At 64.4% G+C, this 26529-nt stretch carries 23 protein-coding genes and 3 tRNA genes; 21 read left to right on the forward strand and 5 right to left on the reverse strand.

Annotated elements, in window-relative coordinates:
• Positions 1 to 4 precede the first annotated feature (4 nt).
• Positions 5 to 1231 (reverse strand): GTP-binding protein, encoded by a 1227-nt coding sequence (locus NMQ14_RS03475; protein ID WP_257093522.1) that lies wholly within the window; start codon positions 1229 to 1231, stop codon positions 5 to 7.
• A 595-nt stretch (positions 1232 to 1826) separates the two neighbouring features.
• Between NMQ14_RS03475 and NMQ14_RS03480 the strand changes: the two genes are divergently transcribed.
• The 8 genes from NMQ14_RS03480 (at position 1827) to NMQ14_RS03515 (ending at position 11354) form a co-directional block, all read left to right on the forward strand.
• A complete protein-coding gene (locus NMQ14_RS03480) occupies positions 1827 to 3920 on the forward strand; it encodes a sigma-54-dependent Fis family transcriptional regulator (protein WP_257093524.1) in 2094 nt (697 codons plus the stop codon).
• 278 nt (positions 3921 to 4198) lie between these two features.
• The gene (gene epsA, locus NMQ14_RS03485; protein WP_257093526.1) at positions 4199 to 4996 is read left to right on the forward strand and encodes an XrtB/PEP-CTERM-associated transcriptional regulator EpsA; all 798 of its coding nucleotides are present in this window, start codon (positions 4199 to 4201) and stop codon (positions 4994 to 4996) included.
• The gene (locus tag NMQ14_RS03490; protein WP_257078436.1) at positions 4993 to 5817 is read left to right on the forward strand and encodes an ankyrin repeat domain-containing protein; all 825 of its coding nucleotides are present in this window, start codon (positions 4993 to 4995) and stop codon (positions 5815 to 5817) included. Before epsA ends, NMQ14_RS03490 begins: the two co-directional genes overlap by 4 nt.
• 217 nt (positions 5818 to 6034) lie before the next feature.
• A complete protein-coding gene (locus NMQ14_RS03495; protein ID WP_257093528.1) occupies positions 6035 to 8011 on the forward strand; it encodes a sigma-54-dependent Fis family transcriptional regulator in 1977 nt (658 codons plus the stop codon).
• Positions 8001 to 8621, forward strand: a complete 621-nt coding sequence (locus NMQ14_RS03500; RefSeq protein ID WP_257093529.1) for a flavoprotein — start codon at positions 8001 to 8003, stop codon at positions 8619 to 8621. The genes NMQ14_RS03495 and NMQ14_RS03500 overlap by 11 nt, the downstream gene beginning before the upstream one ends.
• Positions 8573 to 10078 (forward strand): DUF6513 domain-containing protein, encoded by a 1506-nt coding sequence (locus NMQ14_RS03505; RefSeq protein ID WP_257093531.1) that lies wholly within the window; start codon positions 8573 to 8575, stop codon positions 10076 to 10078. Before NMQ14_RS03500 ends, NMQ14_RS03505 begins: the two co-directional genes overlap by 49 nt.
• The gene (locus NMQ14_RS03510; protein WP_257093533.1) at positions 10075 to 10638 is read left to right on the forward strand and encodes a DUF447 domain-containing protein; all 564 of its coding nucleotides are present in this window, start codon (positions 10075 to 10077) and stop codon (positions 10636 to 10638) included. Before NMQ14_RS03505 ends, NMQ14_RS03510 begins: the two co-directional genes overlap by 4 nt.
• Before the next feature lie 5 nt (positions 10639 to 10643).
• Complete coding sequence (locus NMQ14_RS03515) at positions 10644 to 11354, forward strand: (5-formylfuran-3-yl)methyl phosphate synthase (protein WP_257093888.1); 711 nt, start codon at positions 10644 to 10646, stop codon at positions 11352 to 11354.
• 217 nt (positions 11355 to 11571) lie between these two features.
• Here the strand turns inward: NMQ14_RS03515 and NMQ14_RS03520 are convergent, their stop codons facing one another.
• Genes NMQ14_RS03520 through NMQ14_RS03530 form a run of 3 tightly spaced genes read right to left on the reverse strand, consistent with a single transcriptional unit; the run spans position 11572 to position 14225 of the window.
• On the reverse strand, positions 11572 to 12969 hold the full coding sequence (locus NMQ14_RS03520) for a sigma-54 dependent transcriptional regulator (RefSeq protein ID WP_257093535.1): 1398 nt from the start codon (positions 12967 to 12969) through the stop codon (positions 11572 to 11574).
• A complete protein-coding gene (locus NMQ14_RS03525; RefSeq protein WP_257078442.1) occupies positions 12936 to 13373 on the reverse strand; it encodes a universal stress protein in 438 nt (145 codons plus the stop codon). The genes NMQ14_RS03520 and NMQ14_RS03525 overlap by 34 nt, the downstream gene beginning before the upstream one ends.
• A gap of 57 nt (positions 13374 to 13430) precedes the next feature.
• Complete coding sequence (locus NMQ14_RS03530) at positions 13431 to 14225, reverse strand: outer membrane protein assembly factor BamD (RefSeq protein WP_257078443.1); 795 nt, start codon at positions 14223 to 14225, stop codon at positions 13431 to 13433.
• Here NMQ14_RS03530 and rluD point away from each other — a divergent pair.
• The 13 genes from rluD (at position 14224) to NMQ14_RS03595 (ending at position 25307) form a co-directional block, all read left to right on the forward strand.
• On the forward strand, positions 14224 to 15189 hold the full coding sequence (gene rluD / locus NMQ14_RS03535; protein WP_257093538.1) for a 23S rRNA pseudouridine(1911/1915/1917) synthase RluD: 966 nt from the start codon (positions 14224 to 14226) through the stop codon (positions 15187 to 15189). The two genes, NMQ14_RS03530 and rluD, sit on opposite strands and share 2 nt — an antisense overlap.
• The gene (pgeF, locus tag NMQ14_RS03540) at positions 15186 to 15941 is read left to right on the forward strand and encodes a peptidoglycan editing factor PgeF (RefSeq protein ID WP_257093540.1); all 756 of its coding nucleotides are present in this window, start codon (positions 15186 to 15188) and stop codon (positions 15939 to 15941) included. Before rluD ends, pgeF begins: the two co-directional genes overlap by 4 nt.
• A 32-nt stretch (positions 15942 to 15973) precedes the next feature.
• A complete protein-coding gene (locus tag NMQ14_RS03545) occupies positions 15974 to 16864 on the forward strand; it encodes a ZIP family metal transporter (protein WP_257093542.1) in 891 nt (296 codons plus the stop codon).
• A gap of 471 nt (positions 16865 to 17335) precedes the next feature.
• Positions 17336 to 19081: a class I poly(R)-hydroxyalkanoic acid synthase gene (gene phaC, locus NMQ14_RS03550; RefSeq protein WP_257093544.1), complete on the forward strand. Its 1746-nt coding sequence runs from the start codon at positions 17336 to 17338 to the stop codon at positions 19079 to 19081.
• 68 nt (positions 19082 to 19149) lie between these two features.
• Positions 19150 to 19890 carry an acetoacetyl-CoA reductase gene (gene phbB / locus NMQ14_RS03555; RefSeq protein WP_257078448.1) on the forward strand — a complete coding sequence of 247 codons (741 nt, stop codon included), beginning with the start codon at positions 19150 to 19152 and terminating at the stop codon, positions 19888 to 19890.
• Between the two features lie 85 nt (positions 19891 to 19975).
• Positions 19976 to 20716 (forward strand): beta-ketoacyl-ACP reductase, encoded by a 741-nt coding sequence (locus tag NMQ14_RS03560; protein WP_069037385.1) that lies wholly within the window; start codon positions 19976 to 19978, stop codon positions 20714 to 20716.
• A 153-nt stretch (positions 20717 to 20869) separates the two neighbouring features.
• A complete protein-coding gene (gene phaR / locus NMQ14_RS03565) occupies positions 20870 to 21472 on the forward strand; it encodes a polyhydroxyalkanoate synthesis repressor PhaR (RefSeq protein ID WP_257093547.1) in 603 nt (200 codons plus the stop codon).
• 75 nt (positions 21473 to 21547) lie between these two features.
• Positions 21548 to 22078 (forward strand): GNAT family N-acetyltransferase, encoded by a 531-nt coding sequence (locus tag NMQ14_RS03570; protein ID WP_257093549.1) that lies wholly within the window; start codon positions 21548 to 21550, stop codon positions 22076 to 22078.
• 18 nt (positions 22079 to 22096) lie between these two features.
• Positions 22097 to 23428 (forward strand): 30S ribosomal protein S12 methylthiotransferase RimO, encoded by a 1332-nt coding sequence (rimO, locus tag NMQ14_RS03575; protein ID WP_257093554.1) that lies wholly within the window; start codon positions 22097 to 22099, stop codon positions 23426 to 23428.
• A gap of 2 nt (positions 23429 to 23430) precedes the next feature.
• Entirely contained in the window at positions 23431 to 24861 is a 1431-nt protein-coding gene (locus tag NMQ14_RS03580) for an FAD-binding oxidoreductase (protein WP_257093556.1), read from the forward strand.
• A gap of 127 nt (positions 24862 to 24988) precedes the next feature.
• Positions 24989 to 25064: transfer RNA gene (locus tag NMQ14_RS03585), tRNA-Ala, on the forward strand.
• 35 nt (positions 25065 to 25099) lie between these two features.
• Positions 25100 to 25175: transfer RNA gene (locus tag NMQ14_RS03590), tRNA-Glu, on the forward strand.
• A gap of 55 nt (positions 25176 to 25230) precedes the next feature.
• Positions 25231 to 25307: transfer RNA gene (locus tag NMQ14_RS03595), tRNA-Asp, on the forward strand.
• A gap of 117 nt (positions 25308 to 25424) precedes the next feature.
• Here NMQ14_RS03595 and NMQ14_RS03600 read toward each other — a convergent pair.
• A complete protein-coding gene (locus NMQ14_RS03600; protein ID WP_257093558.1) occupies positions 25425 to 26246 on the reverse strand; it encodes a GGDEF domain-containing protein in 822 nt (273 codons plus the stop codon).
• Positions 26247 to 26529 lie beyond the last annotated feature (283 nt).

Consider the following 26529-nt stretch of genomic DNA (forward strand, 5'->3'; position numbering starts at 1 on the left):
CCGCTCAGCCGCCGCCGCGAACCGGTGCGGGGCGCGCCGAAAAGCGCCGCGCCTGGACGACCCAGCCATCAGCCTGCAGGCCGCCGGCCTGCGCGACCGGCATTCTCTGCGACAGCCAGCAGCGCGTCGCCATGAAAGGGTTGGCGGCCACCGCGCGCGCGGCGGCTGCCTGCGGCGGAAGATTGGCAAGCATCGTGCGGATGAGGTCGCGCTCGTCTTCACCGATGTCGCGCGTGATGAACACCAGACGCCCGTGGCGATCGTCGAACGGGCCGCCTGCCGGCCACGCGGGCAGGCGCAGCGGCGGGTAGGCCACGTCCTGCACGCACTGGATCACCTGCGGCAGGTCGTCGCCGGCCACATTCATCAAGCCTTTCACCCGCAGCAGACGCGGGCCCCAGGTCTCCAGGATGCGGCCCATGGCCACAGAAAATCCGTACCAGGGAACCGGTGCTTCGAAGCGGACGACGAAGCTCGATACCGAATCGTCGTGGCGCGCCGACGTTGCACGCGCCGGCGCCGGCTGCGCGGTCCAGCGCAGCGGGGCCGCGGCCTGTGCGGCCCGGGCGCTTTCATCGAGGATGCGTTCCTCACCCAGCCACGCCGTCACATCCGGCAGCTTGCCGGCTGTGGAATAGATGCCGCTGCCGAACAGCTGGTCGGGCTCGATCCGCCCGTGGCGCACCTCCAGACGCAGGGCGCCCGGATTGAGCATGTCGAGCCGCGCATCGAGCGCCGTTCGGCTGTCGGCGTCGGCCAGATCGCCCTTGGTGATCAGCAGGCGGTCGGCCATGGCGATCTGGCGCAGCGCCTCCTGATGGCGGTCGATCTGTTCCAGGCCGTGTGTCGCATCGACCGCGGTCAGCACGCTGTCGCACACGAAACGTGCGGCAATGAAGCGCTCTTCCATCAGCGTGTAGATGACCGGCACCGGGTCGGCCAGACCGGTGGTTTCGATGAGCACCCGCGTGACCGGCGGAATTTCGCGCTTCGAACTTCTGAGGTGCAGCTGCTTGAGTGCCGCCACCAGATCGCCCTGCACGCTGCAGCACAGGCAGCCGGAATCGAGCAGCACCGTGGTGTCGTCGAGTCTTTCCACCAGATGGTGGTCGATGCCCACCTCGCCGAATTCGTTGATCAGGACTGCAGTGCCGGCCATCGCCGGATGCTTCATCAGCCGGTTCAGAAGGGTCGTCTTGCCAGCACCGAGAAAGCCGGTCAGCAGGCTCACCGGGATCCTGTCTACCGGGGCGGAACCGGTGCGGGCAGTGGATGGAACACGATAGGTCAAGGGCTTCTCCGAAGGTTCTTTCGGCGCGGGCGATTCCGGGATCCCGGAATCGTCTGGCGCGTTGCAACGGTACTCAAGTCGCGGACCGGGGTGTGCCTGACCGGCGCCGGTGCGGCTTTCGCACAAGCAGCCGATGGCGTGTCCAGTCCGTTTCGGCGACGCATTTCACCTTTGTTATCAATGACCGAACCCCGTTCGTGGCGGTTGCGAGCGTGGTGCAGGCGGTCGTACTTTGGTATAAGGCATCATTGTAGAGGGTCGGGGCCGCGTCGCTCTCGTGTCCGCCTCGGAACACCGACGCACCAAGCAGCCGGTCAGCGGTTCTCGTGGCATCGGTCGCCGCGCACGCGCGCAGCGCAGCGGCGTCACCGGCAGACCTGTGCTCCTCTCCCGTTGCAAGGCGGGGCAGTCCGATCAACCGCATGTGGGCCAGAATGTTCCGGATCGCTGCGGCATTGCCGACGCGTGCCGCTGGACGGCATCTGCAAGACGATGCGCGGATGCGGCGGTGCTTCAGGACAAACCAGGGAGGTGCATGAGTTCGACCACTTCAGCGCAGCTGTTTTCCGAGCCGGAAAACGATCATCAGGTGATGGCGTCGTGGGAGCGTTTCCTGAATGGCGACGAGGGTGGTGCGGATGCCCTGCGCCGCCTGATCGATGATTCATGGCGACGCTGCCAGGGCGCCAGCGTCGATCCGGCGATCTATCAGGCGCCGCCGCCGATCAAGGAAAACTCGCTGCACTCGCTGCAGACCGAATGCAGCGAACTACTGACGGCGAGCACGCCGGTGATGGCTTCGGCGCGTGACTTCCTCGCGGAAACAGGTACGGTCATGGTGCTGACCGACCAGAGCGGCACGATCCTGAATCTCGAAGGCGACATGTCCACGCGTGGCGCCGCCGAGGATGTGCATCTGCTGTCAGGCGCCAACTGGAGCGAACTCGCCTGCGGCACCAACGCGATCGGTACCGCGCTGGCGGTCGGGCACGCCGTGCAGATCCACTCGGCGGAGCACTACTGCGCCGGCATCAAGCGCTGGTCCTGCGCGGCGACCGTGGTGCGCGACCCGTACGACAAGTCCATTCTCGGTGTCGTCGATGTGTCCGCCCTGACCGAGTCCTACAACCGTCTCAGTCTTGCGCTGGTGCTCGCGACGGCAGGCCGCATCGAAAACCGGCTGGCCAAGCTGGAACTGGACATCCGTTACCGCCTGCTCGAAGAGTGCGTCGACCGGCTGTCCAGCCGGACCACCGATGGCGTCATCGTGTTCGACCGTCGCGGGCGTGCCATCAAGTCCAACGGGCGCTCGTCGGCGATCATTTCCGATCTGGGCATCGACGCGGCCGCCGTCGACCCGGAAGGGCTGTCATCGCTGACCTTGCGCTGGAACAAGCGGAAGGATTCGCCGGACGATCTGCCCGACTGGATACGCCGGGAGTGGATCGAGCCCGTCATCGAGAACGGCGAGCACATCGGCAGCGTGCTGACGCTGCCGAGCCGGCGCGGATCGATGCTGGCTGGCAGCCGCCGCAGCAGTCTGCCTGCTGCCAGCGGCGACGCATCCGACAAGCGCGGTTTCGAGAGGATCATCGGTCAATCCGATGCCCTGATGCAGGCAGTCAGCCGCGCCCAGCAGCTGGCCAAGTCGCGCGTGCCGGTGCTGCTGCTGGGGGAAACGGGCGTCGGCAAGGATGTGTTCGCGCGCTGCATCCATGAATCAGGGACGTCGGAGGGCGCGCCGTTCGTCGCGTTGAATTGCGGTGGCTTTTCGCGCGAGCTGCTGTCGAGCGAACTTTTTGGTTACGCCGAGGGCGCCTTCACCGGTGCCCGGCAGGGCGGGGCCATCGGCAAGATTGAAGCGGCCAGCGGCGGCACCCTCTTTCTCGATGAAATCGGCGAAATGCCGCTCGATCTGCAGCCGCATTTCCTGCGTGTGCTCGAGGAAGGCGAGGTCTATCGCATCGGTGAAAACAAGCCGAGAAAGGTGAACTTCCGGCTCATTGCTGCAACCAATCGCGACCTGCGCAAGGAAATCCAGTCCGGCGGATTCCGCATGGACCTGTTTTACCGGGTGGCCGTCACCAGTATCAACATCCCGTCGCTGCGTGACCGCACCGACGATATCGCGCTGCTCGGCGAGTATTTCCTGACGCAATTGTCGCAACGGCACGACATGCCCGGGCGGACCTTGTCACCGGCCGTTCTGACCGTATTGCAACAGCACGCGTGGCAAGGAAACATCCGCGAATTCCGCAACGTGATGGAAAGCATGCTGCTCATGTCCGGGAACACGGTGCTGGACGTGAGCGATCTTCCGCCCCATGTGCTGTCGCCACTGTCATCCGCACCAAGTCCCGCAGCGGCGACCGTTGTACCGGCGGGATCCGTCGCGGCAATGACGGTTGCGGACGTCGCCACGCCATTGACCGGCATGGAGAATGCCGAACGGGAAGTGATCTTGAACGCCATCATCAAGCATGGCGGAAACATGACCGCCGCTGCGCGCGAAGCAGGCATCGCCAAGAGCACGCTCTACGTGAAGCTCAAACGCTTCGGCATCGACGAGCGGCTGAAACGCTCCGGTCTGGATGGCCTCACGCGCGACCGGCAGGACATGCCGGCCTGAACGCGACGGAACGCAGTCCGGGGGCTGCCGGATTGCGCCATCGCGCCGCGCCACAGCGCCCCTGTGCAACGCAAGACCTGCCCCGGGTTGGCGCTCTCGTCACCCGATTGCAACATTCACCCTTGAGAATCCGCGGTTGCGGCGTGCCACTCATCGCTGCGCAAGCCATTCAGTCCCATTTTCCGCTTCGCGCCCATCACGGACTCGCGGAGCGGACATACCGCACACAACGACGGACCGGTCATGCGTCCAGACATACAAGACCGTTCAGGCGCTCCATGAAAGACTCGCTCGCGCAGGAACAGGGGGACGTTCAGCTGCTGCTGTTCACGATCGAAACGTCGATCCGGGTGGTCAAGCGGTTCCAGTTCTTTCTGTGGGCGCAGGGTTCGCTGCAGACCTTTCTGCCGCACGAAACCCTGCTTTGCGCCTGTGGTGATCTGGATCGCGGCAACTTCCGCGCGCTGGTGTTTTCGCGTTCCGTGCTTGCGCCCGAGATCGAGGCGCAGATGACCAATCCGGTCGATGGGTTGATCGGCCGTCTGATCGAGGACTGGCGCAACGGCGCGCGTGAACCGCTGGCCCGTTCGAGCGGTCCGCGCAACCGCGACAGCAGTACGGCGCTGCTGCGCACGCTGGGCATCGAGCATGCCCTGGTGCACGGCTGTCGCGAAGCGCGCGGCGAACAGTCCACTTTTTTTGCACTGCTTGGCGTGCCGGCGGCGCCGACCAGTCAGGACGCGCGCCACATCGAACTGCTGATGCCCAATCTTCACCTGGCACTGCTGCGCATCGTCGAGTTCGAGCGCGCCGAATCGGGTGAGCGCACGGGCAGACGCTCGCCTTTTCAGGCGACACTGAGCGGACGCGAGCTGCAGGTGCTCGACTGGGTGCGCGAAGGCAAGACGAATCAGGAAATCGGGCAGATCCTGGACATCAGCCCACTGACCGTAAAGAACCATATCCAGAAAATCCTGCGCAAGCTCGACGTGACCAACCGCGCACAGGCCGTGGCGCGGATCACTGCGCTGCGTGCACACGAAGGCGGCGTCGAAACGGCGCGGGACATGTCATGAACAGGACGATATCGATGCTGCAGCGCCAGACATTTTTCCTTCTGCTGGGCTTCTGGCTGGCCGGCGCGCAGGCACAGGATGTACCACCCGAGTGGCAGGGCCGCATCGCCGAGCCCGAACGGCCGCGCGCTGCCGTGCCGGTGACCGCGCTTGAGTACGCCGACATCCGGCGCAGCGGTGCCGACGTCGAACCACGCACTTATCGTGCGGCTGATATCGCGCTGCTCTCTGCTGCGCGTCGCGGTGAGTGGGTTACCGCGGCGAAACTGCTGAAGGCCGGTGCGCCGGCCAACGCACGAGACGTGTGGGGCGACAGCGTGCTGGTACATGCGGCGGCGGCCGGTGAAACCGAATTCGTGCGCGCGCTGATCAACGCCGGTGCCCATGTCGACCGGCGCGGCTCGAAGGGCTTCACGCCGCTGGGCGCGGCAGCGCTCGCCGGCCATCACAAGGTGGTCGATCTGCTGCTGCGCGCCGGTGCCGACATCGACGCCAAAAGTTCGAACGGCCACACGCCGCTGATCGATGCCGTGATGCTCGACCGCAGCGAGGTGGTGGCCGTGCTGCTGCGCCACCGGCCGCAATGGGAATTCCAGACCGAGCGCGAATTCGGCCGCCATGCGCTGTCGCTGGCGGCCTCACTGGGTCATCTGAACGTGCTCGACCAGTTGCTGGAGGCCGGTTTCGACCCGAACATTCCGGATCGCGGCGGTTTCAATGCGCTGTACTGGGCGGTATTCAAGAAGCAGCGGCTGGCCGTCGCCCATCTGCTGGCGCTCGGCGCCGATCCGGGCGCCATGTCGACCGACATCTACGACTGACCGCCGGCACCGCGCAGGTCATCACCTCTGCCGCGCCCGCGCGGCGGTCCGGCCGCAGTCTCGCGGTTGTCGGTTCGGGCAGGGCGCCGGCTGGCCCGGGATGTTGCCCCGGTGATACCATTCGCTGCTTTTCCCACGACCTGCGCGGCCTGCACAACGATGCGTCCGGCACACCGCGGCGCGCACTGAGCGGCCCGGGCTCCCAAGGCTTGAATTCATGGTGTCTTCCAATTCGGTGGCGGAACACGTCCGTTCGGTTCACGCCATCATCAGCCGTCCGCAACGCCCGGCAGGCCACGAACTCGTGGCCCGCTCGTGGTTGCGCTGCTTTCACGAACTGGGCCTCGACCCGGCCGCCGAAGACAGCCCGCCACCGCTGGCGCCCCAGGCCTGGCGCGAACGCGGCGACCGGCTGGGTGAGGTCATGGACAGCGCAATCCCGGAAATGCAGACACTGCATCGTCAGCTCGACGACCCGCAGTCGGCGCTGGTGCTGGCAGACGCCGAGGGCGTCATCGTCAGCATCGTGCGTCACCCGGGTTTCGCGCGTGAAGCGTCGCTGCGCGGACTGGTTGAAGGCGCGCGCTGGAGCGAGGACGTGCAGGGCACGAATGGCATCGGCACCGTGCTGGCCGAACGTCATTCGCTGGTGATCGCCGGCGAAGAGCACTTTTTTGCGCGCCATACCGACATGGTGTGCGCCGCGGCACCGATCTACGACGGCGTCGGCGAGGCGGCGGCGGTGCTGGCGGTATGTTCGCTCGCTCCGGGCGGCGCACGCGCGCTGCGAGCGCTGATCGAGCGTTCGGCACGGGTGATCGAACACCGCGCCTTCCGGGCACGCCATGCCGCCGACTACATCATCCGCTTCCACGCCCACGCCGGCCGCGTTCTGACTGCGGTCGACGGTCTGCTTGCGCTGTCGCCGGAGGGTGAGGTGATCGAAGCCAATCACATTGCGTTCGAACTGCTGTCGCCGGAGGGCGAGGCGCTGCTCGGACGCGAAGTGACCGAATTTTTCGGCCAGTCGCTGCCGGAACTGCTGTCGCGTACCTTCCGCGCCGGTTTTCATCCGCTCGCGCTGTCGATGCCGCAGCACCAGACCTGGCATCTGCTGGCCCAGCAACCCTCGCGTACCCGCACGCAAAGCGGTACACGCGCCAGCGATTCCGCGTCGGCCGCGCAGGCGCTGGCCGAGCTGGACCTGGGCGACCTGCGCATGGCCGGCAATGTACACAGCGCGATGCGCATCCTCGATCGCGACATTCCGCTGCTGATCGCTGGCGAAACCGGCACCGGCAAGGAAGTGTTCGCGCGCGCCTTTCATGCGTCGAGCCAGCGCGCACGCGGGCCTTTCGTCGCGATCAACTGCGCGTCGCTGCCCGAAGCACTGATCGAATCCGAACTGTTCGGCTACAAGCAGGGCGCCTTCACCGGCGCCAATCGCGACGGCCGTCGCGGCAAGGTGCTGCAGGCCGACGGCGGCACGCTGTTCCTCGACGAGATCGGCGACATGCCGCTGCAGCTCCAGGCACGCCTGCTGCGCGTGCTCGAAGAGCGCAAGGTGACACCGCTGGGTGGCGAGAACGCGGTGCCGGTCGATCTGCAGCTGGTGTGCGCGACACACCGTGATCTGCGCGCCATGGTGCGCGACGGCAGCTTCCGCGAAGACCTGTACTACCGTCTGCGCGGCATGGAAATCAGTCTGCCCCCGTTGCGCGAGCGCACTGACCGCCGCTCGCTGATCGAGCGCTGCCTGAGCGAGGAAAGTGCCGGGCGCCACCCGCCGGTGCGCCTGGGCCATGCGGCGATGAGTGTGCTCGACCGCTTCCGCTGGCCGGGTAATATCCGTCAGCTGCGCTATGTGCTGCGCACGCTGGTCGCGCTGTGCGACGGACCTGAAATCACGCTGCGCGACATGCCAGCCGAAATGCTGGACGCGCCCGAACCGCTGCCGCCCGCCACCATCACGCACGAACCCGCGCATGAGACCACAGCGGTTGCAGCTGCGCCGCCGAGCAACCTCAATCCGTTGCAATCAGCCGAGCGTGACGCGCTGCTGAGCGAGCTGCGTCGCCATCGCTGGAACATCGCCGGGTTGGCGCGCGAGCTGGGCGTCAGCCGCAACACCATCTACCGCAAGATGAAGCGGCTCGATATCGACACTGACGCGCAGGTCGGCGATGGCTTCTGATCCGCGGCTCGACCCGCAGTGGGACCCGCTGGAACTGCTGCCCGACGCGCGCATTGCGTGGGGGCTGACCGGGTCCGGTCACTTCCTGAAGGAGTCGCTCGAACTGGCGGACGCCATGAACGGCATCGACCTCTTCATGACGCGCGCCGGTGAAGAAGTGCTGAACATGTACGGCTATCCGCTGGCCGACATGAAGAAGCGCTATCGCATCTTCCGCGACAACACCGCGAGCGCGGCGCCGGTCGGGCTGTTCTACCAGGGGCAGTACCACACCGTGGTGATCGCGCCGGCGACGTCGAACACCGTGGCCAAGTGCGCGCTGGGCATTTCCGATACGCTGGTGAGCAATATCTTTGCGCAGGCCGGCAAGCTGCGCATTCCGACCATTGTGTTCGCCTGCGACAGCGAGCCGGTGGTGATCACCGAATCGCCCAGCGAATGGGTGACGCTTTACCCGCGCGCCATCGACCTCGCGCATACCGCGACCCTCGGGACCTTCGAACACGTGACCGTGGTCGACAGCGTCGAGGCGCTGAACGCTGCGCTCAAGCAAAGATTGGCATGCCTGAAAACGACTCCGCCCGCTCCGTCGAACGCGTCCTCTTCCTGACCGGGCATCTGGCGCAGAAAAGCCTGCACCGAATACTCGACGACATGCAGCCGCTGCCCTTCGCGCCCGAGGTGCTCGACATCGGCGTCAATGTCGCCGGGCTGATGACGGCCGAACTGATCCGTCGCCGCCTGCCGGCGCCGGTCGCCGCCGACCGCATCATCGTGCCCGGCCGCTGCCGCGGCGATCTCGAGGCGCTGGCGCAGCACTATGGCGTGCCGGTGCAGCGCGGACCGGACGAACTGAAGGACCTGCCGCTGCACTTCGGGCGCAAGGCGAAGGTGGTCGACCTGTCGAAGCACGACGTGCTGATCTTTGCCGAGATCGTCGATGCGCCCCGGGTCGAAGTGGCTGCCGTCGTCGAACGTGCGCAGCGCTACCGGCGCGACGGGGCGGACGTGATCGACATCGGTTGCCTGCCCGACACCGATTTTCCGCATCTCGAAGACTGCGTGCGCGCGCTCAAGGCCGAAGGTTTCCGCGTCAGCGTCGATTCGCTCGATCCAAAGGACCTGCTGCGCGGTGCCCATGCCGGCGCGGATTTCCTGCTCAGCCTGAAGGAAGACACGCTGTGGGTGGCCGACGAGGTCGACGCCACGCCCATCCTGATTCCGAACACGCCGGGCGACCTCGATTCGCTGCGTCGCGTGGTCGACCTGATGGTCGCGCGCGGCCGGCCTTTCTTCGCCGACCCGATACTTGAACCCATCCACTTCGGACTGACCGCGTCCATCGTGCGTTTCCACGAGCTGCGGCGCAGCCACCCCGACATTCCGATGATGATGGGCGTGGGCAATCTGACCGAACTGACCGACGCCGACACCAGCGGCATCAATGCGCTTCTGATGGGTATCATTTCGGAGCTGCGCGTGGGCGCCATCCTCGCGACCGAAGTCAGCCCGCATGCGCGTCGCGCCGTGCGCGAGGCCGACTGGGCGCGCCGCATCATGTTTGCTGCGCGCGAGGACAACGCGCTGCCGCGCGACTATTCCGGTGCGCTGATGACCACGCATGCGCGTCGCCCCTACACCGACACGCCGCAGGAAATCGTCGACGTGGCCGGCGCGGTGCGCGACCGCAATTTCCGCATCCAGGTCGCCGAGAACGGCGTGCATATCTACAACCGCGACGGCCACCAGGTCGCGACCGACCCGTTCGATCTTTACCCGAAGCTGGGCGTCGAGGACGACGCCGGTCACGCGTTCTACCTCGGTGTGGAGCTGGCGCGCGCGCAGATCGCGTATCAGCTGGGCAAGCGCTACGCGCAGGATGAAGAGCTGGAGTGGGGCGCTGCGGTCGATGCGAAGCCGGTCGACCTGCAGGTGCATCGCGCGCCGGGCAGCACCACGAAGAAGAAGCCGAAGAAAGCCGCCGAGCGGCTGGCCGACGCACAGCAAGGCAGCATGCCCGACGGCACACAGAATCCCGACCAGGACCGCATACAGGACACGCCATGATCTGGGAAGCCATACTGACCACCGTCGACGTGCAGGGTCGCACCCACGTCACGCCATTGGGCATCCGCGAGGAGCGCGGGCTCACCGTACTGTCGCCGTTCCGCCCGTCCTCCACACTGGACAACGTGCTTGCCAACCGCGTGGCGGTGGTCAATTTCACCGACGATGTGCGCGTATTCGCCGGGTGTCTGACCGGCCGGCGCGACTGGCCGGTTCAGCCCGGTGAACAAGTTGCCTGCGCGCGGCTGGTCAACACGCTGGCCCATCGCGAACTGGAACTGGTCGAGGTCGAGGAAGACGACGTGCGCCCGCGTCTTTACTGTCGCACCGTGCACGAGGCCGGTCACGGTGCCTTCCCCGGTTTCAACCGCGCCCGATCGGCCGTGGTCGAAGCCGCCATCCTGGTCAGCCGCCTGCACATGTTGCCCATCGAGAAGATTGATGCCGAACTGGCCTATCTACAGATCGCCATCGACAAGACGGCCGGCCCGGCCGAACGCGAGGCCTGGGGCTGGCTGATCGAGAAGATCGACGCCCATCGCGCCGGAGTGCAGTCTTGATCCGCATGCTCGCCAGCGTGCGAGACCTGGCCGAGGCGCGGGTCGTGCTCGACGCCGGCGTCGATCTGATCGATCTGAAAAACCCCGCCGATGGTGCTCTCGGCGCGCTGCCGGTCGATGTCATCCGCGCAGTCGTCGACTTCGTTGCCGGCCGCACGATCTCCAGCGCCACCGCCGGCAACCTCGACCCGGATGCCAGCGAACTGCAGGCAGCGATGGCGCGCATCGCGGCCACCGGCGTCGATTACGTGAAGGCCGGCCTGTTTCCGCGTGGCTGGGCGGACGGCGGGCGAGGCTACATCGAGGTGTTCGACTGTCTCAACGGGCTGCAGCCGCTGCCCGGCGTACGCCGCATCGCGGTCCTGTTCGCCGATCTGGCCCCGCCGCTTGAACTGGTGGACGCGGTGGCCGAAGCCGGCTTCGACGGTGTCATGGTCGATACCGCGCTGAAGCAGGGCCGCAGCCTGTGCGATGTCGCATCTTCCGGGTGGCTGGCCGATTTCGTTGCGCGCGCTCACGGCCGCAGCCTCATGTGCGGCCTGGCCGGCTCGTTGCGTATGGAGCACATCGACGCACTGGCTTTGCAGGCTCCGGACTACCTTGGCTTTCGCGGCGCGCTGTGCGTCGGGCGCGAGCGCGGCAGCGAACTCGACAGCGAAGCGGTGCGGCGCGTGCGCCAGAGGCTGCGCGCCATCGAGCACGATGCGGTCGTCTGACGGCTCGTCGGGCGCCCGTCTTCAGCCCGTTGTTGGGCATCGCTGCGCTCACCCCAACCTACGCGCCGCACTCCGTAGGTTGGGGTGAGCGCAGCGATGCCCAACACATCCGCCGTACCACCTGTGTCGCCGGGGCGACGCATGCGTCGCTAAACCCCGGATGTGGGAGGTCGGCTGGGTACAGCCGACCCGTGTCGCCGGAGCGACGCATGCGTCGCTAAACCCCGGCGACACCCCACATCGCGCATTTGCGTTCTATGGTCTTGCGCGACACGCCCAGCTGGCGGGCGGCTTCGGATTTGTTGCCGCCGCAGGCGGTGAGCACATCGAGGATGTGCTTGCGTTCGACGTCATCGAGCGCGGTGCGCTCGCCTGCGGCGGGGGCGGGCGGGGTCAGGCTGCCGAGGGCGTCGGCCGGAAAATAGCCGAGGATGAGGGCGCGTTCGACCAGGTTGCGCAGCTCGCGGATGTTGCCGGGCCAATCGTAGCCGGCCATGCGAAGCACGGTGTCGCGGTCGAGCGGAATCGGTGCCACGCCGAGGCGGCACGACAGTTGCGCCATGAAGTGGGCGATCAGCAGCTTCACGTCTTCACGCCGTTCGCGCAGCGGCGGAATGGTGATGCGCACGACGTCGAGCCGGTAGAACAGATCCTGCCGGAAGCGGCCGGTGCGCACTTCGGTTGCAAGGTCGCGGTTGCTCGCGGCGACGATGCGGATGTCGACCGGGACTTCGCGCGTCGAACCGACCGGGCGGATCATGCGATCTTCGAGCACGCGCAGCAGCTTGGTCTGCATGGCTTGCGGCAGCTCGGAAATTTCGTCGAGGAACAGCGTGCCGCCCTGGGCATAGAACAGCAAACCGGGGGAGTTGTCCTGAGCGCCGGTGAACGCGCCCTTCACGTGACCGAACAGTTCGGATTCGATCAGTTCGGCACTGATGGCGCCGCAGTTGACCGGCACGAACGGTGCTGCGGCGCGCGGGCTCATCTGGTGCAGCGCACGCGCGGCGACTTCCTTGCCGACGCCGGACTCACCGGTCAGCAGCACGGTGCTGGGCATCGCCGCGGCGCGTCGCAGCACGGTGGCCAGTTCGCGCACCGGTGCGGATTCGCCGACCATGCCTTCAACGCCTTCGGTCTGGCGCGCGATCTCCCGCCGCAGCACATAGTTTTCACGAAGCAGGCCGGCGCGGTCGAAGCAGCGGCCGACGGCATTCATCAGCTGATCGATGCGGAAGGGCTTCAGGATGAAGTCCGACGCACCGGCACGCAGCGCGTTGATGGCGGTCTCGATGTCGGCAAACGCGGTGATCAGGATGACATCGCACTGGTGCCCCTGCTCGCGCAGCTCGTTGAGCCATTCAAGGCCGCTGCGGCCGGGCAGGGTAATGTCGAGAATGATGAGGTCGAAGTGCAGCCTGGCGAACAGTTGCTGCGCGGATTCGACGCTGCCGGCGGCTTCCACCAGACCACAGCGCACACCTAGCGCGCGCGTGATGAAACTCCGCATGCCTTCTTCGTCGTCGACCACCAGCACCGAATACTGCTGCCAGTCGCGCGTGCCCGCGCGCGCCGCAGCCGTCACGGGTTCTGCACGGCGACCAGGATGCTGCATGGCGCTTCCTCGACAAGCGAAGCGCCTACCGAGCCCTTCCACCAGCGCTCCAGCCGCGACGGGTGGTGCTTGTGGCCGATCACGATGAGGTCGACCTTCAGTTCGCGCGCCATGCGGCTGATCTCGCGCACCGCGTCACCGGTCACCAGATGGCCGGCCGCCTTCACGTTGCGTGCCGCGAGCTGGGCCAGGCCATCGTCGAGCACCTGCGCGAAGCGTGCGTTTTCCTCTTCCTGCGGCACGTCGGCGACAAAGCCTTCGGCGACGAATAGCGTCGGTGCAATCGGCGCGACCGCCAGCAGGTGAATGTCGGCATGCAGCAGGTTATTGATGTCGGCACACTCGAACAGCGCGCGGCGGCCGGATTCGGATCCGTCGTAGGCGAGCAGGACCTTGCTGTACATGGGACGCTCCCTGTCGATACAGTCAGATCTGCCGCGCGGGGCTGCGCGGCAGGATGATTACCAGAGCTTCCACCACGGGTCGTCCTTGCCGTCCTGGAAGCCCAGTTCCGGATAGGTGCTCTCGGGGAAGTTCTTCACCATGACGCGCTGGGCATCTTCCTGCAAGTCGCTCAGGCCGAGCTGTTCATACGAGCGGGTGAGGATGTACAGCGCTTCTTCGGTCGACGGCGATTCCTGGAAATTGCTGATCGCGAACTGTGCGCGGTTCGCCGCGGCGAGATAGGCGCCGCGCCGGAAGTAGTATCGCGCCACATGCACTTCTGCGGCGGCCAGCGCATTGACCAGATAGCCCATGCGCGCCTTGGCGTCCGGCACATACTTGCTGTCCGGGTAGCGCGTGATCAGTTCCTTCAGCGCATCGAACGAGTCGCGCAGGCCCTTGGGGTCGCGCTCGGTCATGTCCTGACGCGAAATCTTGCTCATGAAACCCATGTCTTCGTTGAAGTCGACCAGGCCGCGCAGGTAGAAGATGTAATCGATGTTCGGGTGATTGGGGTGCAGGCGGATGAATCGTTCGCAGGCGGCAAGCGCCTGTACGCGGTCACCGGAGCGGTAGTAGGCGTAGGCCACCTCGATCTGCGCCTGCTGCGCGTAACGGCCGTAGGGGTAACGCGCTTCCAGCTTTTCGTACATTTTGACCGACTGGTCGAAGGCGCCTTCGTCGAGCAGTTGCTTGGCTTCGGTGTACAGACGCTGCGCCGACCAGTTTGCCGTTTCGTCGATCTTCTTCGGCAGGATGTTGCAGCCAGCGGACAGCATCACCACAAGCACTATCGTTAAAATACGCCACATGACCGAACCAGCCCTGGAAGAGATTCAAGAAGAGGATTATATCGCCGAGCCGCCCGGTCATCGACTTCATGCAGTGGTGCCGCCCGGCGTGGTCGGCCAGCGGCTCGACGTGGTGCTGGCTGCAGTGTGGCCGCAGTACTCGCGGGCGCGGCTTCAGGACTGGCTGCGCGCGGGTCGGGTGAAGGTGGACGAGGAGGTGGCGAGCGACACCCGGCGCCGCACCTTCACCGGCGAGCGGCTCGAACTCGATCCCGACGTACCTGCGCCGGACACCGTGCATGCTCCGCAGGACATCCCGCTCGACATCATCCACGAAGACGACACGCTGCTGGTGGTCAGCAAGCCGGCCGGCATGGTCGTGCACCCGGGCAATGGTGTGCCGGACGGCACCTTGCTCAATGCACTGCTGCATCACCGCCCGGCGCTGGCGCAGGTGCCGCGCGCGGGCATCGTGCATCGGCTGGACAAGGACACGACCGGCCTTCTGGTGGTGGCCTGCACGCTTGAAGCGCAGACCGATCTGGTGCGCCAGCTGCAGGCACGCTCCGTGTCGCGCCGCTACATTGCGGTGGTCAGCGGTGCCGTGCGGACCGACGGCGTGGTGGATGCGCCGATCGGCCGCCATCCGGTGCATCGCACGCGCATGGCTGTCGTGCCGACCGGGCGGCCTGCGCGCACCCACTACGCCTTGCGCGATCGGCTGCGTGACGCCACGGCGGTCGAGTGCCGGCTGGAAACCGGCCGCACGCACCAGATTCGCGTACACATGGCATCCATCGGTCACCCGCTGCTCGGTGACGACACCTATGCGCCACGTCCGGTGGCGGCGCAGTTCGGCCGGCAGGCGCTGCACGCCTGGCGCCTCGGACTGATCCACCCGCGAAGCGGCGCCGACGTCGCCTGGGAGGTGCCGCTGCCGGATGATCTGGTGCAGCTGATCGACAGCCTGCGAGTGCCCCGATGACGCTGCCGCTGATCCGCCCCGACTGGCCGGCCCCGCCCGGCATCCATGCGGCCGTGACGACCCGTCTCGGCGGGGTCAGTCAGCCTCCGTTCGGCCCGTTCAACCCGGCGTCGCACGTCGGCGACGATCCGACTGCTGTTGCGGCCAATCGCGCGCTGCTGCGCGCCTGCCTGCCTGCCGAACCGCTGTGGCTCGATCAGGTGCACGGCGTCGACGTGGCGGATGCCGATATTGCCCACACCGCGTGTGCCGACGCATCGGTGTCGCATCAGCCGGGTTCGGTGTGCGCGGTGCTGACCGCGGATTGCCTGCCGGTGCTGTTCTGCAACCGGCAAGGCACGGTAGTGGCTGCCGCGCATGCGGGCTGGCGTGGTCTTGCTGCGGGTGTGCTGAGCCGTACAGTCGAACGCATGGGATGTCCGGCGTCAGACATCCTTGCCTGGCTCGGACCAGCCATCGGGCCGGATGCGTTCGAGGTCGGACCTGAAGTGAAGGGTGTCTTTGCGGCACGGCTGGCACGGGCAGAAGACGCCTTCAGGCCCGGAAAGGGCGACCGGCTGTTCGCCGATATCTACCGGCTGGCCCGACTCGAGCTCGCACAGGCCGGCGTGCAGGCCGTGTATGGAGGCGGTTTGTGTACGGTCGGACAGGCCGGGCTGTTCCATTCGTTCCGGCGCGAAGGTCGCACCGGGCGCATGGCCAGCCTGATCTGGCGGACTGCAAACCCCTCTATGTCGCCGGATCAAGGATAATCCGGCCTCTTTTCAGCTACTCGCGGCACTTTATGTCTGTACTCATGTGGATCGTGCTCGCCTCGTTCGTGGGTGGCGTGATCAGTGTATGTGCCGCTGCCCTGGTCGGTTTTGCCGCGAAGCCGCACAGCATTCCGCTGCTCATCAGCTATTCGGTCGGTGCGCTGCTCGGTGCATCGTTGCTCGGTGTGCTGCCGCAGGCGATCACCGAAATCGGCAGCGTCGAGCTTGCCACAAGCATTCTGCTGGCCGGCATCCTCGGATTCTTCCTGCTGGAAAAGCTGGTGCTGTGGCGGCACTGCCATGAAGTGAGCTGCGAGGCGCATGACCCGGTCGAAGTGAAGCGCAGCTCGACTGCGCATTCATACCGGCCAGTTGCGCCGGCGGCGACACCCTTGGCGCTCAAGGCTCACAGCCACTCCCCGGGTGGTGGCCATGCGCATGGCTATGGCAGCGAGGAATCGATGCGCAGCGCATCGTTGATCCTGATCGGTGACGCCTTCCACAATTTTGTCGACGGGGTGCTGATCGCCGCTGCCTTCACGCAGAGCATTCCGCTGGGCATCGTCACCGCCACCGCGATCGTGGCGCACGAAATCCCGCAGGAAGTCGGCGACTATCTGGTCCTGCTGCACTCGGGCATGAGCCGCATGAAGGCGCTCGCCTTCAATCTGCTGTCGAGCATGGCCACGCTGGTCGGCGCCGTCGGCGCGTACTTCGCGCTGGCGTCGATATCAGGGGCGGTGCCCTACCTGCTGTGCATCGCGGCTGCCAGCATGATCTATGTCGCTGTCGCCGACCTGATCCCCGGTCTGCACCGCCGTGCCGAGCTGTCCGCCACCATTCAGCAGGTGGTGCTCATTTCGGCCGGCATCGGCAGCATCGTGCTGATCCACCATCTGGTCGACGGATTCGCCTACTGAAGCTTCGGCTTGCGCGAGCAGCGATTTCCGATGCGTCGCTCGCCGTCGCGCCGGCGTGCCGAAAATCCACAGAAAAAGGGCCAGTGGCGCCAGACCGTAGAAAACAAAGGTCATGATGCCGGCGATGATGGAGTGTTCGGTGATCGACATCATCAGCACGACGTAGATCCAGGCGATGGCGACGATGTACATCAGGTGTGACTCCTTCCGCACTACGGGATTGACACAGTTTTTGTGCAATGCAACAATTCTTGGCGATGCTGAATGGCGCAGGGTATAAATGTGCTGCATTCATGCAATGCCGGACCCGAAGACAGGTCCTTTGATGTTGCCGCTGCTATGCTCGGTAGCCGTAAATCCGTACCCGATGACACCACAGCTTACCGTCGCTGGCTGTGCATACGGGTACATCAGGAACGACAGGGATCGAAATAGATGAGCAGCGAATCGGCAAGCCCCGGGTCATCTTCAATGCCGCCAAACGGCGAACAGACCCAGGACTGGATGGCCATCATGACAGCCATGAGCCGCCACTTCAGCGATTTCATGGCTCGTCAGCAGCTACCGGATGGCGCCCGCGCCGCTGCTGCTCAGACAGCGCTTCCGCCAATCGGTTTTCCGCCGCCCGAAGCCGAGCGCTTCAACGCCCTGCATCAGCAGTGGCTGGCCAGCCAGCATCAGCTCTGGCAGGCCTTTGCACAACGCAAACCCGATGAGCCGGGCACCCCGGTGGTCAGGATGGATCCGTCGGATCGCCGCTTCCGTGCGCCGGAATGGTCGGAGAGCCCGTATTTCGACTATCTCCGCCAGGCTTATGCGCTCAACTCGGCCTTCATGCGCGAATGCGTCGAGGCGACGCCGGTGGCCGACGGACGCGCCAAGGAGCGCATGCGCTACCTGTCGAAGCAGATGATTGAGGCGATGTCGCCGGCGAATTTCGCCGCGACCAACCCTGAATTCATCCAGACAGCGCTGCGCACGGAGGGCGAAAGCATCCGCAAGGGCATGGAGAACCTTCTGCGCGACCTGCAGCAGGGTTACATTTCGATGTCGGCACCAGGTGCCTTCGAGGTCGGCAGGAACCTCGCCGTGACGCCAGGTTCGGTGGTGTTCGAGAACACGCTGATACAGCTGATCCAGTACGCGCCGCTGACCGAGAAGGTGCATGCGAAGCCACTGCTGATCATTCCGCCCTGCATCAACAAGTATTACCTGATGGACTTGCAGCCGGAAAACTCTCTGGTGCGTTACCTGGTGGAACAGGGCTTTACCGTTTTCCTCGTGTCGTGGCGCAATCCGGACGACTCGATGGGTAAACTGACTTGGGAAAACTACCTCAGTCTCGGCCCGCTGACGGCGCTGGATGTCGTACGCGACATCACGGGTGACGCACAGCCGAACACGCTGGGTTTCTGCGTCGGCGGCACCATTCTGGCCTCGGCGCTCGCCGTGGCTTGCGGTCGCGGCGAGAAACCGGCGGCCAGCATGGCCTTGCTGACCACGCTGCTCGACTTTTCCGACGCCGGTGAACTTGCCTGCCTGATCGACGAAGGCATGGTGGCTGCGCGCGAAGCAACCATCGGACGCGGTGGCGTGCTGCCCGGGCGCGAACTGGCGCAAACCTTCAGCAGCCTGCGGCCGAACGACCTGATCTGGAATTACGTGGTCGGCAACTACCTGAAGGGCGAAACGCCCCCGCCTTTCGACATCCTGCACTGGAACTGCGACAGCACGAATCTGCCCGGGCCCTTCCTGGCCTGGTATCTGCGCAATCTTTATCTGGAAAACAGCCTGCGCGTGCCGGGCAAGCTCGAGGTACTCGGCGTGCGGCTCGATCTGGGCAAGATCGACATGCCGGCCTACCTGCTCGCCACATCGGAAGATCACATCGTGCCCTGGACGGGTGCCTATCTGGCGCGCGGACTGCTCGGCGGCGACACCACTTTCGTGCTCGGCGCCAGCGGCCATGTTGCCGGCACGATCAATCCGGTTTCGAAGGACAAACGCTCGCACTGGACAGGCGGCGACGCATCGACCGCGCTGGAATGGCGCGCGGGCGCCACCGAACATCCGGGCAGCTGGTGGAAGCACTACGCCGTGTGGCTGGCGGGCAAGTCCGGCAAGAAGGTGGCCGCGCCGAAAGCCCCCGGAAATGCCCGGTACGCCGTGATTGAAGCGGCCCCCGGACGGTACGTGAAAGGGCTTGCAACGACTTGAGAAATGGCGGCCTTAAAGAGGGGGGCCGCGGCAGCGAAATACCCTCAACAAAATCGGAGGAGACAAGCATGGCAAGAGTCGCACTGGTAACGGGTGGCATGGGCGGACTGGGGGAAGCGGTCTGCATCAAGCTCGCGGCGCTGGGTTTCCGCGTGGTCACCACGCACAGCCCGGGCAATACGAAGGCTGCCGAATGGCTGCAGGCGATGAACAACATGGGCTACGGGTTCAAGGCGTACGCGTGCGATGTGTCGGATTTCGATTCCTGCAAGGCGTGCGTGGAAACCGTGACCCGGGAAGTGGGACCGGTGGATGTGCTGGTGAACAACGCCGGCATCACGCGCGACATGACATTCAAGAAGATGACGGCGGCGGACTGGAAAGTGGTGATCTCGACCAATCTCGACTCCTGCTTCAACATGACCAAGCAGGTCATCGACGGCATGACCGAGCGCAAGTGGGGCCGCGTCATCAATGTGTCGTCGGTCAATGGCTCCAAGGGCGCCTTCGGCCAGACCAACTATTCGGCTGCCAAGGCCGGCATGCATGGCTTCACCAAGGCGCTGGCGCTTGAAGTGGCGCGCAACGGCGTCACGGTCAACACGATTTCACCGGGCTACATCGGCACCAAGATGGTGATGGCGATTCCGCAGGAGATTCTCGACAGCAAGATCCTGCCGCAGATTCCGGTGTCGCGTCTGGGAAAGCCGGAAGAAATTGCAGGCCTCGTGGCCTACCTGGCGTCGGACGAAGCCGCTTTCGTCACCGGCGCCAACATTGCAATCAACGGTGGTCAGCATATGGCCTGACCGCCAGCGCGGATGTCCGCGCAAAACTTCCACCCCGTCCGGCGGGGGTGGAAGCTCACTGACGCAGCTGGCTGGGAGATGAGTGATGACGAAAAGAGTGGCGCTGGTAACCGGCGGTATGGGCGGCCTGGGAACGGCAATCTGCAAGGCACTGGCAAAGGACGGCTACACCGTGGTGGCCAACTGTCTGCCGGGTTTCCCGCAGAAGGACGAATGGCTGACGAAGATGCAGACGGAAGGTTTTGACCTGAAGGCTGCCGAAGGTGACGTGTCGGACTACGAATCCTGCAAGGCCATGATCGAAAAGGTCGAGCAGGATTTCGGACCCGTTGATGTCGTCGTCAACAACGCCGGCATCACCCGCGACAAGTTCTTTTCGAAGATGGACAAGGGTCAGTGGGACGCCGTGCTGACCACCAATCTCGACAGCCTGTTCAACGTGACCCATCAGGTTGCCGGCCGCATGGCCGAGCGTGGCTGGGGACGCATCATCAACATTTCGTCGGTCAATGGCGTCAAGGGTCAGGCAGGTCAGACGAACTACTCGGCCGCCAAGGCTGGCGTGATCGGCTTCACCAAGGCGCTGGCGGCTGAAATGGCCACCAAGGGCGTCACCGTCAATGCCATTTCGCCGGGCTATGTCGGCACTGAAATGGTCATGTCTATCCGCGACGATATCCGTCAGAGCATCATCGACTCGGTGCCGATGAAGCGTCTCGGCAAGCCGGAAGAGATCGGTGCGGCGGTGTCCTATCTTGCGTCGGAGCTCGCAGGCTACGTGACCGGCGCAACGCTGAACATCAACGGCGGGCTGTATTACCAGTAAGGTTAGATCGTAAAGAACTGTTGTACCAAGCATTGAACCAAAGGCCTTATGCGGCACTGCCGCATAAGGCCTTTGCTTGCTGTATGATCAAAAAAATGTAGCGGACGGAACCCACCGTCCCGACGAAGAGCCAACGAGCGAGGACAGGACACAATGAGCGTTTCGCAAAGCCGCGAGGGGACCAGTTCCACCCACAGGCTGATCAAGAAATACCCCAACCGCCGGCTTTACGACACCCGTACGAGTTCCTACATTACGTTGTCCGACGTGAAGGAACTGGTCCTCGAGAACGCGGAATTCCAGGTGGTCGACGCGAAGACCGGCGATGACCTCACGCGCAGCATCCTGCTTCAGATCATCATCGAAGAAGAGAGTGAAGGCGTGCCGATGTTCACGTCTGACCTGCTGTCGCAGATGATCCGCTTCTATGGCAACGCGATGCAGGGCATGATGGGCAAATATCTGGAGGGCAACATCAAGGCCTTCACCGACGTACAGTCCAAACTGCAGGATCAGGCGCGCGCCATCTATGGTGACAACAACGCCATGAGCAAGGATCTGTGGGCACAGTTCCTGAACTTCCAGGGTCCCGCCATGCAAAGCATGATGGGCGCCTACATGGAACAGAGCAAGCGCATGTTCGTGCAGATGCAGGAACAGATCGAACAACAGACGCGCTCCATGATGTCCGGCTTCAAGTTTCCGGGCTTCACGCCGCCGCAAAGTGGCGACAAGGGTCCGCCGCCGACCAAGTAAGCGGCAACGGAAGATGGTGCGAACCACTCAGAGCCGATCCGCAGGATCGGCTCTTTTGTTTGCGGAGCTGTCGCGTTGATCAATGCCTGCCTGCTCGCCGATCGGCTGGTGCTGGTGCCGATGACTCACGACGACGCATCCGATCTTGCGCTGATCGCGGCCGACGCGTCGATTTTCCGGTACATCCCGGACATTCCGCAGCCATTCGATGCCGGGCGCTGGGTGCGCAGCGTGGTCGCCAACGACGCCCACCGCATCAAGCATGTGATTCGTCTCAGAACAGGCGAACCGGTCGGCTTCCTGCAACTCGGGCAACGGCGCAACGGCGACCTGCAGATCGGCTACTTCCTCTCCCGGGCGCATTGGGGGCACGGATTCGCCCGCGAAGCCTGTCTGTCCGTACTCGGGTTTCTCGCCAGTCTGGGCGACGAACGGCCCGTGCATGCTGCAGTGCATCGCGACAATCTGACGTCGCTCCGCATGCTCGGATCGATGGGATTTCGCCGCCTTGATTCGATGCCGCCGCACGCCGATTTGCCGCTCGACATGATCGACCACGTCCGATCGCCGGTCCGGGACGAGCGGGGCGGTATACTTGCGCGTTGATTTCCTATCGAGTGCTTCATGAGCAAGAATCCGAGTGTGGGCTTCCTCAGCCTGGGGTGTCCCAAGGCCACGGTAGACTCCGAATCCATCCTGACCCGGCTGCGCTCCGAGGGCTACGACATTTCACCGACCTATGACGGTGCCGACATCGTTGTGGTGAATACCTGTGGCTTCATCGATGCTGCGGTGGAGGAGTCGCTCGATGCAATCGGCGAGGCGCTGGCCGAGAACGGCAAGGTCATCGTGACCGGCTGCATGGGCGCCGAAGGCCCGAAGCGCCAGCAGGTGCTGGAAACGCACCCGCAGGTACTGGCCGTGACCGGTCCGCACGCGACCGAGGAGGTCATGAATGCGGTGCATCGCCATCTGCCCAAGCCGCATGACCCGTTCACCGATCTGGTGCCACCTCAAGGCATCCGCCTGACGCCGTCGCACTATGCCTATCTGAAGATTTCCGAAGGCTGCAACCACCGCTGCAGCTTCTGCATCATTCCGTCGATGCGCGGCGATCTGGTCAGCCGGCCGATCGGCGATGTCATGCGCGAAGCCGAAACGCTGCGCGATGCCGGCGTGCGCGAACTGCTGATCGTGTCGCAGGACACCAGCGCCTATGGCGTCGATGTGAAGTACCGCACCGGGTTCTGGGGCGGCAAGCCGCTGCGCACCAAGCTGTACGACCTGGCAAGTGCGCTGGGCGAACTGGGCATCTGGGTGCGCATGCATTATGTATACCCGTATCCGCATGTCGACGACATCCTGCCGCTGATGGCGGAAGGCAAGATACTTCCCTATCTCGACGTGCCGTTCCAGCACGCCAGCCCGCGCATCCTGAAGGCGATGAAGCGGCCGGCCAATGCCGAGAACAATCTCGAACGCATCCGCGCCTGGCGCGAAATCTGTCCGGACATCACGATACGCAGTACCTTCATCGCCGGCTTTCCGGGCGAAACAGACGCCGAATTCGAAGAGCTGCTGCAGTTCCTCGGCGAAGCGCGGCTGGACCGCGTTGGCTGTTTCGCCTATTCCCCGGTCGATGGAGCGACCGCCAACGATCTGCCGGGTGCAGTGCCGGAAGAGGTGCGCGAAGAGCGCAGGCAGCGTCTGATGGAGTTTCAGGAAGACATCAGCACGCAGCGGCTGGAAGAGAAGATCGATCGCGAAATGATCGTGCTCGTCGACGAAGTGGATGACGATGGCGCCGTGGCGCGCAGCGAGGGCGATGCGCCGGACATCGACGGTCTGGTGCACATCCTCGACGGTCAGGACCTCGATGTCGGCGACTTCGTACGCGTACGCATCACCGACTGCGACGTGCATGACCTGTATGCCGAGCTGGTCATCGAGGACTGACGATGGAGCGCGAGCGCCTCGCTGACGCGCTCGCCGGGCTGCGCGGTGTAGTTGGCGACGCTCACGTGCTGACGACGGCTGCCGATACCGCACCGTACCTGACTGACTGGCGCGGCCGCTACACCGGTGATGCGCTGTGCGTCGTGCGACCCGCGACGACGGAAGATCTGTCTCGCGTGGTGCGGCTGTGCGCCGATGCCGGCCTTCCCATGGTGCCGCAGGGTGGCAACACCGGCCTGTGCGGCGGCGCCACGCCGCGTGCAGGGCAGGGCGAGGTACTGGTCAATCTGTCGCGCCTGAATCGCATCCGTGAGCTGGATCGCGACAACGCGTCGATCATTGTCGAAGCCGGCTGCAAACTGGCTGCCGTTCAGGCGGCTGCCCGCGACGCGGGCCTGCTGTTTCCGCTCAGCCTCGCGTCGGAAGGCTCATGCGAAATCGGCGGCAACCTGTCGACCAACGCGGGCGGCGTGCATGTGTTGCGTCACGGTAATGCGCGCGACCAGGTGCTCGGGCTGGAAGTCGTGCTGCCCGACGGTCGCGTCTGGGACGGCCTGCGCGCCTTGCGCAAGGACAATACCGGCTACGACCTCAAACACCTGTTCATCGGCGCCGAGGGCACGCTGGGCTTCATCAGCGCTGCCGTGTTGAAGCTGTCGCCGCTGCCGGCGCATTCCGCACTGGCCTGGGTGGCACTGGATGATGCGCAACGCGGCATCGATGTACTGGCGCATCTGCGCGCACAGGCAAGCGATGTGCTGAACGCGTTCGAACTGGTCGGGCGCGAGGCGCTGACGCTGGTACTCAAGCACATGCCCCACGCGCGCGACCCGTTGCCTGGCATTTCGCCCTGGTATGCGCTGATCGAACTGTCAGGCAACCAACCCGGGCTCGATGAACGCCTGGCTGAGCTGCTGGGCAAGCTGATGGAGCAGGGCGTGATGCGCGACGCGGTGATCGCGCAGGATCTTGCGCAGGCGACTGCGCTGTGGGCACTGCGCGAGAACATTTCCGAGGCGCAGCGCATCGAGGGTTTCAGCGTGAAGCACGACATCAGTGTGCCGGTCAGCGCGATTCCTTGTTTCATCGATCAGGCCGGGGAACGCATCTTTCGGGCATTGCCCGGCATACGTATCGTGGTGTTTGGCCATGCCGGCGATGGCAACCTGCACTACAACCTGTCTTTCCCGCAGGCAGAAGACAACGCGCGGCTGCTGGCCGACGCAGCAACCGCCAACGCACTTGTCTATGAAACGGTGCGCGAGTTGGCGGGATCGGTATCTGCCGAGCACGGGATCGGACAGCTCAAGCCGCAACTGCTGGCTGCGTGCAAAAGTCCGGTGGAGCTCGACCTGATGCGTGCGGTGAAACGCGCACTCGATCCGCAAGCCCTGATGAATCCAGGCAAGCTGCTGCCACCGCCTTTTATCTGAAAGCGCGCTGGCCGCCGATAGTCAGATTCGCTACTCACACGGAATACGCGTACTGATCGGACAAAAATAATCGCCCGGCTCACTTTACAAAGCGTCCGGACTGCTTATAATGCGCGTCTCTTTCGACGGGGGTATAGCTCAGCTGGGAGAGCGCTTGCATGGCATGCAAGAGGTCAGCGGTTCGATCCCGCTTACCTCCACCAGGCGAAAGAGAAGCAGCAAAAGCAGTAAATACTAGGTCCCCATCGTCTAGAGGCCTAGGACACTACCCTTTCACGGTAGGTACCGGGGTTCGAATCCCCGTGGGGACGCCAGTGATACCGCTGGTCAGTAAAGTGAGTCCGGAAATGCTAGTGCCGGCACCAACAAGGAGTGGTAGTTCAGTTGGTTAGAATACCGGCCTGTCACGCCGGGGGTCGCGGGTTCGAGTCCCGTCCACTCCGCCAGCAATAACCGGGGCACAGCATGTGCCTCGGTCAAAGGGAGGGCCGCTCATGCGGCCCTTTTCTTTTTCCCCTCTCTTCAAACGCGCATTTCGTTGCGATCGATCGCAGCCCGGCGATTCAGAACAGTTCGATTGCGCCAGAGTTGTCGATTTCGAGCAATTCGTCGCTGCGCAGCAGCGCCTCGTGCGAATGCACCTGATTGCGACCGTGCTTCTTTGCGTGATAGACGGCGCGGTCGCCCCGGTCGACTGCGCTGCTCGCGTTGTCCATTTCGCGGACCCGGGTGAATCCCACGCTCGCGGTGACCGTGCCGACCTGCGGGAAGCTGAAGCCGGAAAGCTGTTCGCGAAAGAACTCGAATGCGAGCATGGCTTCACCTTCGTGTTCGGCGCGCAACAGCACGATGAATTCTTCGCCGCCGAAACGATAGAGTTGTTCGCTCTGGCGAAACGCACTGCGCAGCAGGCGCGCAACCAGCAGCAACACTTCGTCGCCGATCAGGTGGCCGAAATTGTCATTCACCCGTTTGAAATGATCGATGTCTATTACGCCCAGCCACCATGACAAGGGCCTGTCGTCCTTCGTCGGTTCAATGCACTTCAGGAACTGTTCGTCAAAGGTTTTTCGGTTCAGCAAGCCTGTCAGGCTGTCGCGTTCGCTGTAATCGAGCAGCGTGATCTGATTGCGATAGATCTTCAGCAGGCCGCTCACCAGGCGCAGCTGCACCGGCAACAGTGGCTGCTCGCTGATCAGCTCGATGATGCCGAAGCGTCGCGGCCCGGCCCAGACGGCAAAAAGATTGAGCCACGGACCATCGTCGTCGTCCAGCGGCAGATCAAGCAGCGGTTCGTCCTGTGCGAAAGCCTGCTCGAACTGGGGGCGTGAAGTCAGTTGTGGCAGCGCTTCGAGCGGCGTCCAGGAAGGGTCGACGGCAACCATGCCTTGACCTTTTTCCATACCGGCCTGCAGCACAAGACGCAGATCTGATCCGTCACCAACGCAGCGATACAGATTCAAACGCAGCGGGTCGAGCCAGTCCCCGAGCACCGAAACAAAGGTACTGTCAATGAGATCACGGTCGCGGTATCCGGTGAGATTGGCGACTGATCCGATGAGGTCTGACATAAACGGCGGTGTGTCCGGAAGTAGGAGATTCGTTCGGGTTATCGGCCCGGATCCACCTGCACTTGAGTGCCGTCCGCGCCATCGGTCATCGCGGATT

Origin of the sequence: Methyloversatilis sp. XJ19-13 (assembly GCF_024580155.1) — a bacterium.
GTDB lineage: Bacteria > Pseudomonadota > Gammaproteobacteria > Burkholderiales > Rhodocyclaceae > Methyloversatilis.